The sequence below is a fragment of the Dyella acidisoli genome, assembly GCF_030160295.1.
Taxonomy (GTDB): Bacteria; Pseudomonadota; Gammaproteobacteria; order Xanthomonadales; family Rhodanobacteraceae; genus Dyella_B; species Dyella_B acidisoli.
Window position 1 is genome coordinate 39,310 of record NZ_BSOB01000022.1, and the last position, 7,850, is coordinate 47,159.

Here is a 7,850-nt window from a genome sequence, read left to right on the forward strand (position 1 = left end):
TTTCACACTCCGTTGAAAGTTCGCAGCATCAAACAGCGAGTTGTCCAACCGGCACCAGCCGCAGATCAGGCACCAGTTCCTGGTAAGAAAGCACGGGAATATCGGCGTACTCCGCCTCGGTAAGCTTGCGCAGGTGGCGTCGCACATCGGTCGAACTCAGCATCACCATCGAGCCGCCGTGGTCGCCGCGGCTGTAGTCGCCGATTTGCACCAGCAATCGCGCCGCAAGATCCGGTTCGACTGCCAACTGCGTGCCCGCCGGACCGTTATGCACGGAACGTCGCAAACGCTCCTCCAATTCAGGTCGCGCCACCAGCACGCGCAATACATGATCATCGTCGGCGTAGCGGTAGCTGATATGGCGGCGCAACGACACACGCACGTATTCGGCCACCAGCACGATGTCTTTCTCGCGACTGGCCGCATCGGTAATCGCCTCGAACACGTCGCGCAACTGACGGATCGGCACACGCTCCTCGACCAGCCGCTTGAGTACGTCCGCGACACGCTGTGGCGACACTACGCGCAGCATCTCGCGCACCAGGTCGGGGTAGTCGCGGCTCAAACCGTTGGACAGATTGGACGTCTCCTGGATACCGACGAAAAGCGACAGATGCCGCTCCAGCGCGAGGCGGATGTGCTCGCGCAGCACCTGCGGTGGTTCGAGCACGCGCGCGCCATGATGACTGTCGCGCGCCACCCATCGGCCGGGAAATCCGGTAACGCCCTCGGTCGCCACTGCGCCGTCGCTTTGACTTTGCGCCGGCAACGCAGCACGCCCAGGTAAAAACACCGATTCCGACTTCAGGATGCCGGAACCGATGCGCACCCCGTACGCATAGAGTGCATAACCGTGATCAGGAAGGTTCAGCCCCGCTCGCAACGCGGGCTTCGGCAACGGCACGCCATATTCCTCGCGCAGGCTGCCAACCACCTGCCGGAACAGATTGCGCACCTGATTACTGCCCAGTGCCTGCAACGCCGACATATTCACTTCAAGCAGTAATGCTGGCGGCGGCATCAGTGCGTCGGTGTCGGCCACATCCGGCGGTAGCAGTTCGGCCTGGCTTTCCGGCACCTTGAACACCTTGCGTAGAAAGCCGACGCGTTCACGCATGCGCCATGACGCAACCCCCACCAAGATCACACCAATCGGAAGGAATACGACGATCGGAAAACCCGGCACCAGCATCATGCCCAGCGCGATGCAGCCAACGATCATCATTACGCGGGGTTCACCCGATATCTGTCTGGCGATGATCGCGCCGAGATTGCGGTCTTCTTCATCACCGGCGGTGCGCGTTACGATCAAGCCGGCGGATATCGATGCAAGCAAGGCGGGAATCTGGGCCACCAGGCCATCGCCGATGGTAAGCACGCTATATGTATGCACGGCATCGTCCATGCTCATGCCATGCATCATCACGCCCACGCCGAGACCGCCCAGCAAGTTGATCACGATGATCACCATGCCGGCGATCGCATCGCCCTTGACGAATTTCATCGCGCCGTCGAGCGATCCATGCAGCTGGCTTTCCACTTCCAGCAAGCGCCGGCGTCGACGCGCCTCGTCCTTCTCCAGCAGGCCCGAGCGCAAGTCCGAATCGATCGACAGCTGCTTGCCGGGCATGGCGTCGAGCGAGAAGCGCGCCGCCACTTCGGCAACGCGCTCGGCACCCTTGGCGACGACGATGAATTGCACCACCGTGATGATCAAGAACACCACCAAGCCGACAATCAAATTGCCGCCGACCACCATGTTGCCGAACGTATCGATGATGTGGCCGCCATCCGCATTAAGAAGAATCGATCGCGTGATCGCAATCGACAACGCCAGGCGAAACAGCGTGGTCAGCAGAAGCACGCTGGGAAAACTGGAAAACGCCACCGGCGCCGGGATATAGATAGCGACGAGCAGCAAGCCCACGCCAATAAGCATGTTCAAGGCGACCAGTGCGTCGATGGCGACCATGGGCAGCGGCAGGATCATCAAACCGATGATCGCCACGACCCCGGCCACTAGAACCAGGTCGCTATAGCTGCGCGAACCACCCGTATTCGAGCCAAGTCGCGAAAGGATCGACTCGAAGGCCATTAGCTGGGAACCCTCGGATCCCTGACGATCCCTTTGACATGACGTGCGCACCCCGCTCGCCAATATGGCGGCGCGCTGGTGTCGCTACGAAATGAACCATGGATGGCCAGCACGTACGGCTCCGACAAGCAAGAAAGCATAAATAGAGCGGCATTCGCCACTCGAATCCTTGCCGTTGCCAACGCTCCAAAACAGCGATACGCATGGCCGATGCCCCCTGTCGGCAATCGGTTCTGAGCGAACGTACCAGCGTTTCCAAAAATCGAAACCTGGGGGAGACCCTAGGTTTTGCATTAATGAAGATGAAGAGAAAATGTCGGTGACACATTCTTCTTAAAATTGCCTAGCGCATCGCAATTCAAGCGTGAGGATTGTCGCGTTTGAAATCATCACAAAAAATTCATCATGGTGGTGTCGTCGTGTCCATCGCACGTAATTCGGCCAATAGCTCGATCTTGCTCGGTGTCACACCGAGCATAAATCTGCGCCCCTGTGCATCGAGCACCACAACGCGCTCACGCGCGCCCACAGCCACCGCCTGGACCACTTTCATGGGACCGTTGCCGCTAAGCGCCCTGCCGCGTCGTAGCCACCACAGCATGGCAAGTAACGCGGCTGTCACAGCAATCAACGGCACTAACAGGCCTAATAACGGGCTTAATGATGACCCGCCGCCTTCTGGAGCATTCGCAGCAAATGCTGCACTTGGCCAAAGTAGGACAACAAGCACATTGCATATCAATTTCTTCATGGCACTATCCGCTCCCCGATGAAGACAGCTCGATGTTTCGTCTTCACGAAACATATCACGCTGTTTGAATATCTCGCCGATGTGTGTCGCCGAAGGTTGTGATGCGTAACCTTCCTTTGGTATGGCGAAACTGAAAAAAATTGGTACCTGATACTCCCCGCCTACCCGGCTTAGTCTTTTGTTCATCCAGTGGTGACTTCATCTCGCTAGTCTTCCGGGCGTGGGGATACAAGCTGTGTTGGATCTTGCTGCATACGTCAAGTAGCTACATCACTTCGGTACGACCGGAGCGATCACCGGGTTATTCAAGGACAGGCGGCTATGCCAGTAGCGCGAATCGACCGCAAAACAAGCCACACGGAGCATGCAGCTGACCTAGGAGAACACGGATATGCGCTGATCGATGCGCTGCCATGGCCGTGCATTGTATTTGGCCACGAAGCTGACACAGCGCTTACGTGCAACGCCGCATTCCGTGCCGAGTTTCCCAAACTCGCTGCCACGCCAACGCGAGATGCTTTTGAAACTGCGTTTGAGAAAGCGGGCGAACAGGGGCGCGCGCGCATCTACTACGCACCGGACACACGTCGTTGGTATCGCGTGGAACATAGCGAACTTGCGCTTGGCGATCACACCGATGCGTTGTTTCTTACGAACATGAGTGATTGCATCGAGGTACTTCGCCGGCACCGCGAACAGCACGAGCAACTGCTTTCCACATCGCGCATGATGAGCGTAGGTGAAATGGCCACCACGCTGGCGCACGAACTCAATCAACCGCTTTCGGCCGCCATCAATTACCTTGCGAGCTGCGAGCAAATGACCGGCGACGAACCGGAACATACCCGCCTTCGTCAAGGCATTCACTTGGCGAAACGTCAAACCGAACGCGCTGCGCAGATCATCGGAAGCATCCGGGAATTCGTCCGCAGCCGCGAACCGCATCGGCAGAATCTGAGCGCGCGCACACTGATCCAAGGCGTTATCGAACTATTGCGCCTGGAGGCCGAGCAGTATCAGGTGCTGATCGTCAGCACGGTGCCGGACGATCTTCCGCCCATTTTTGCTGATCACGTAATGATCGAGCAGGTGCTGCTGAACCTCATAAAGAACGCGATCGAGGCTATGCACGGGACGCCACCTTCGCGTCGGCGCATCCAGTTGACCGCGCGACTCGATTGCGACGACATGGTGGAAATACGCGTCATCGATCAAGGCTGCGGCATCGATGAGAACGGCATGCGCAAGCTTTTCACGCCGATGTACACCACCAAGCCCGATGGCCTGGGTATCGGCCTGGCGATCTGCCGCTCGATCATCGAATACCACGAAGGCCGCTTGTTTGCCGAACCCAACCCCGACAATGGGCAAGGCTCCGCGCTGGTATTCACCGTGCCGCGAGGGTTGGCTTGATGACCACCGCGCTCGACACGCGTGTCTACGTTGTGGATGACCATCAGGAGTTTCGTCAGTCCTGCGTCTGGATTCTTGAGCAAGCCAACTTTCAGGTGCGCGATTTCGCGAGCGCCCTGGCTCTGCTGAAAGAATTTTCGCGAGAGACGCCGCCGGCACGAAGTTGCATCGTCAGCGATATCCGCATGCCGGGCATGACCGGCCTTGAGTTGCAAAGTGAACTGTCGCATCGCGGTGTGTCGATACCGCTGATTTTTGTCACCGGTCACGGGGATGTCCCTTTGGCGGTGGATGCCATGCGTCACGGCGCTGCCAACTTCATCGAAAAGCCGTTTGATGCGCCGCTATTGATCGACGCCATCCATACTGCGCTGGCCAATCACGCACCGCAGACGGCGTCTCCCGCACTGACCAAACTCACACGCCGCGAACGGCAGGTGCTGGACGGCATCATGAGCGGCAAGCTCAATAAGGTCATTGCCGACGAACTGAGCATCAGCCCGAAGACCGTCGAGCTGCATCGCTCCAACTTGATGGCCAAGCTGGGAGCTCACAACGTGGTCGAGCTTACCCGCGTAGTGCTGGGTCAAAACTAGATGCTGCGCGAAACGACGCTCCTGATGGATCACGCTCCCATCCCTGGCGATACCAGCGAGGCGTTGCGCGAAGCTGCCCGTGCGTTATTGGCGCGCGGCAACACGCTGCTGCAGAGTGTTCATGGCACGCTGGAATTACGTGCCGGCGTTGGTCATCAGGGCCACGCCGCCGCCCTTCCCTGCGTCGCTCTCGACAGTGCGCAAGGTCGACTGCGGGTTGCGCTGGAACGCGAGCAGGTGGCGAGCCCACTAGGCGACGCGCATTGGCAAGACTATGCGGGAGAAGCGCGCTTGCTCGCCTGGTCGTTGGCGCACGAGTTGATGCTCAACGCGCTCGGTCACGTGTTTGGCGGCGGCTTTGTGGCCACCGGTTTCCTGCCTGCCTGCACGGATGTGGAATGCCTGTGGTTGGTGCTGAGCTGGCGTGACGAAAATGATCAGTGGCTGCAAGGCTGGCTTGGGCTCGGTCCGACCGAAGCCCGCCAGCTGACTGCATCTGCCGATTGGAAGCGCGATCCAGCGAAACTCGCCATGCTCGGCGATGCGGCAATGCTCACGCTCGACCTGGCACTGCAAGGCGCCGCGCTGGATTCGGCGACCGTTTCAGAGTTGGCGTTGGGTGATGTGTTGCTCGTCAGTGATGGCGCGGATTGCAACGCGCGCTTGCAGCCGGATCAGGACACTTCCCGTCGCATGTTTGGCCTTCCCAGTGGTTGGGCTGTGCAACGACGGCAGGGGCAATGGACGATCGCTGCCAAGCCGCTGTTGTCGACAGCTGTCGATGCCCATCGCCCCCAATTCCGGCTGACCCAGCTCAGCCTCAGTCCCGAAGAAGCCGGTGCATTGCAGCCCGGTAGCGTGCTGAGTTACGACACAGCACTGCTCGGCAACACGGTCGACATTGTCCTTGGCGGACATCGCTTTGGCGATGGCGTACTGGTTGCATTGGGCGAATGGCTGGGCGTGCGCATTACGCATAAGGACCCCATGTATAACAAGGGCTCTACTCGTGGATTTCAGTAGTTTTTCGCCCGCACTCATCATTACTGTCGTTGTCGCACTGGCGTTGGCGCCGTTCGTGGCCGTGATGGTCACTTCGTTCACCAAGATCGTGGTGGTGCTGAGCCTGTTGCGCAACGCGCTGGGGCTGCAACAGGTGCCGCCTAATGTCGTGCTCAACGGTTTGGCCATCATTCTCTCGGTCTACGTGATGAACCCAGTCATCACAGACACCTATCGCAGCGTGCAGTCGCAGATAAGCACACAAGCGCCTGGGCCGATGAACCTGGACAAGCTGGGCATGATGGTGCAAGTAGGCAAGGAACCGCTTCGCCAGTTCCTGATCAAGCATAGTCACCAGGTCGAACGCGATTTTTTTCTGCAAAGCGCGAAGCGGTTGCTTCCACCGGATCGGCAGAGCGACCTGACTTCCAACGACTATCTGGTGATCATGCCCGCGTTCACCGTCAGTGAGTTGACCGAAGCATTCCAGATCGGCTTTTTGCTGTTTCTGCCATTCCTGGTGATCGATCTGGTGGTGTCCAACATCTTGTTGGCGATGGGCATGATGATGCTGTCGCCCACCATGGTTTCACTGCCCTTCAAGCTGTTGCTATTCATCTTGCTCAGCGGCTGGGCGAAGTTGATCCATGGTCTTGTGCTCACCTATCAGTAAGACCTTAAACAGGCTTTAAGAGGCGGCGCATGTACGATCAAGAAATTCAGCTTGCACGCGAGGCACTATGGCTGGTGCTGGCGTTGTCTGCACCGCCTATTTTTGCCGCGGCCATTGCGGGTCTCATCGTCGCCTTTCTGCAGGCGGCCACCCAGATACAGGAGCAAACGTTTCCCTATGCAGTGAAGTTCATGGTGGTGGTGCTCGCCCTGCTGGGGACGGCAGCGATGCTTGGCGGCACGCTGTTCAAATTTGCCGATCGCCTGTTCACCGATTTTCCCGGCATGCTGCGCTGACGGCACCACGGATGGCTCCCTTTTCGATTGACTATCTCGGCAATCAGCTCAATGGGATCGCGCTGACCTTGCCGCGCATCGTCGCGGCCTTTCTGGTGCTGCCGCTGATGACATCGGATACGGTGCCGGCCTTGGTGCGCAACAGCTTCTATGTGAGCCTTGCGATCCTGGTTTATCCGCTGGCAGCTGCAGCCAGCCCGAGCACCTCAATCATGACGGGCGCCACCTGGGTGCTGGTGCTGGGCAAAGAGGTATTCATCGGTCTGCTGATCGGCTTTTGTTTCGGCACGGTGTTCTGGGCTTTGGGCGCGGCCGGCAGCGTGATCGACACCAAGGTCGGCTCATCGATGTCGATGGAGATGGATCCGATTGCCGGCCAGCAGACCACCATTACCGGTGCATTCCTGATGCAGTTGGCCACCTGGCTGTTCATGGTCAGTGGCGCGTTCATGGTGTTTCTCGACCTGTTGATGTCGAGCTATACGATCTGGCCTGTGGCAAGTCTGCTGCCGCCATTGCGCCCTGGCGGGATGGAATTCTTCGTCGGGCAATTCAACTATCTGATGACCGCCGTATTGGTGTTTTCGGCCCCTGCGCTGGTGGTGATGTCGCTGGTCGATATCGCCTTGGGCTTGGTTAATCGTTACGCGCAACAACTGAATGTGTTTTCGTTGGCGATGCCGATCAAGTCGTGGCTGTCGAGCTGGGTGTTGTTGTTGGCGCTTGGCGCGATGATCGAGGTGGTCATGCGGAAGTTGTATGAGAATCGCAGTTTGTTGGTGATGCTGAAGCAGATTTTATAGCTATGAAAGTACCTGATTAGCGTCTCGCCTCAGCTGGGCATGTCGTTTGTTGTGACATTGCCTGCGGCGCTTTCGGAGCTTTCGGTCCCTAAAGGGCCCGAGTCACTTTTCTTTGCGGGCCCAAAGAAAAGTAACGGCGGAGTCAATCTAGAAGTGCATCATCAATCTTCTGCGCCAGATCATCGCGACCGAGCGCCCGCATAAACATCTCAGCCGGACAG

8 protein-coding genes are annotated in these 7,850 nt (G+C 58.3%); 6 read left to right on the forward strand and 2 right to left on the reverse strand.

Annotated features, from left to right (window positions below; translation table 11 throughout):
* Nucleotides 1-28 precede the first annotated feature (28 nt).
* Nucleotides 29-2,095: a type III secretion system export apparatus subunit SctV gene (gene sctV, locus QQJ86_RS12860; RefSeq protein WP_284321355.1), complete on the reverse strand. Its 2,067-nt coding sequence runs from the start codon at nt 2,093-2,095 to the stop codon at nt 29-31.
* Nucleotides 2,096-2,498: 403 nt separating this feature from the next.
* Nucleotides 2,499-3,032, reverse strand: a complete 534-nt coding sequence (locus tag QQJ86_RS12865) for a FliO/MopB family protein (protein ID WP_284321356.1) — start codon at nt 3,030-3,032, stop codon at nt 2,499-2,501.
* Nucleotides 3,033-3,167: 135 nt separating this feature from the next.
* Here QQJ86_RS12865 and QQJ86_RS12870 point away from each other — a divergent pair, with 135 nt between their 5' ends.
* From QQJ86_RS12870 to sctT, 6 genes are read left to right on the forward strand one after another with little or no spacing between them, the layout of a single operon-like run.
* A complete protein-coding gene (locus tag QQJ86_RS12870; RefSeq protein ID WP_284321357.1) occupies nt 3,168-4,259 on the forward strand; it encodes a sensor histidine kinase in 1,092 nt (363 codons plus the stop codon).
* Nucleotides 4,259-4,855: a response regulator transcription factor gene (locus QQJ86_RS12875; RefSeq protein ID WP_284321358.1), complete on the forward strand. Its 597-nt coding sequence runs from the start codon at nt 4,259-4,261 to the stop codon at nt 4,853-4,855. The genes QQJ86_RS12870 and QQJ86_RS12875 overlap by 1 nt, the downstream gene beginning before the upstream one ends.
* Nucleotides 4,856-4,879: 24 nt before the next feature.
* Nucleotides 4,880-5,878 carry a FliM/FliN family flagellar motor switch protein gene (locus tag QQJ86_RS12880; protein WP_284321359.1) on the forward strand — a complete coding sequence of 333 codons (999 nt, stop codon included), beginning with the start codon at nt 4,880-4,882 and terminating at the stop codon, nt 5,876-5,878.
* Nucleotides 5,865-6,530, forward strand: a complete 666-nt coding sequence (gene sctR, locus QQJ86_RS12885; protein WP_284321360.1) for a type III secretion system export apparatus subunit SctR — start codon at nt 5,865-5,867, stop codon at nt 6,528-6,530. Before QQJ86_RS12880 ends, sctR begins: the two co-directional genes overlap by 14 nt.
* A 29-nt stretch (nt 6,531-6,559) precedes the next feature.
* On the forward strand, nt 6,560-6,826 hold the full coding sequence (gene sctS, locus QQJ86_RS12890) for a type III secretion system export apparatus subunit SctS (RefSeq protein ID WP_284321361.1): 267 nt from the start codon (nt 6,560-6,562) through the stop codon (nt 6,824-6,826).
* Nucleotides 6,827-6,837: 11 nt separating this feature from the next.
* A complete protein-coding gene (sctT, locus tag QQJ86_RS12895) occupies nt 6,838-7,629 on the forward strand; it encodes a type III secretion system export apparatus subunit SctT (protein ID WP_284321362.1) in 792 nt (263 codons plus the stop codon).
* Nucleotides 7,630-7,850 lie beyond the last annotated feature (221 nt).

Excerpts from the sequence above, each read along its gene's own strand:
- QQJ86_RS12870 (WP_284321357.1), top strand. The coding sequence starts at position 3,168 with ATGCCAGTAGCGCGAATCGACCGCAAAACAAGCCACACGGAGCATGCA.
- sctS (WP_284321361.1), top strand. The coding sequence starts at position 6,560 with ATGTACGATCAAGAAATTCAGCTTGCACGCGAGGCACTATGGCTGGTG.
- QQJ86_RS12865 (WP_284321356.1), bottom strand. The coding sequence starts at position 3,032 with ATGAACAAAAGACTAAGCCGGGTAGGCGGGGAGTATCAGGTACCAATT.
- QQJ86_RS12875 (WP_284321358.1), top strand. The coding sequence starts at position 4,259 with ATGACCACCGCGCTCGACACGCGTGTCTACGTTGTGGATGACCATCAG.
- sctV (WP_284321355.1), bottom strand. The coding sequence starts at position 2,095 with ATGGCCTTCGAGTCGATCCTTTCGCGACTTGGCTCGAATACGGGTGGT.
- QQJ86_RS12880 (WP_284321359.1), top strand. The coding sequence starts at position 4,880 with ATGGATCACGCTCCCATCCCTGGCGATACCAGCGAGGCGTTGCGCGAA.
- sctT (WP_284321362.1), top strand. The coding sequence starts at position 6,838 with ATGGCTCCCTTTTCGATTGACTATCTCGGCAATCAGCTCAATGGGATC.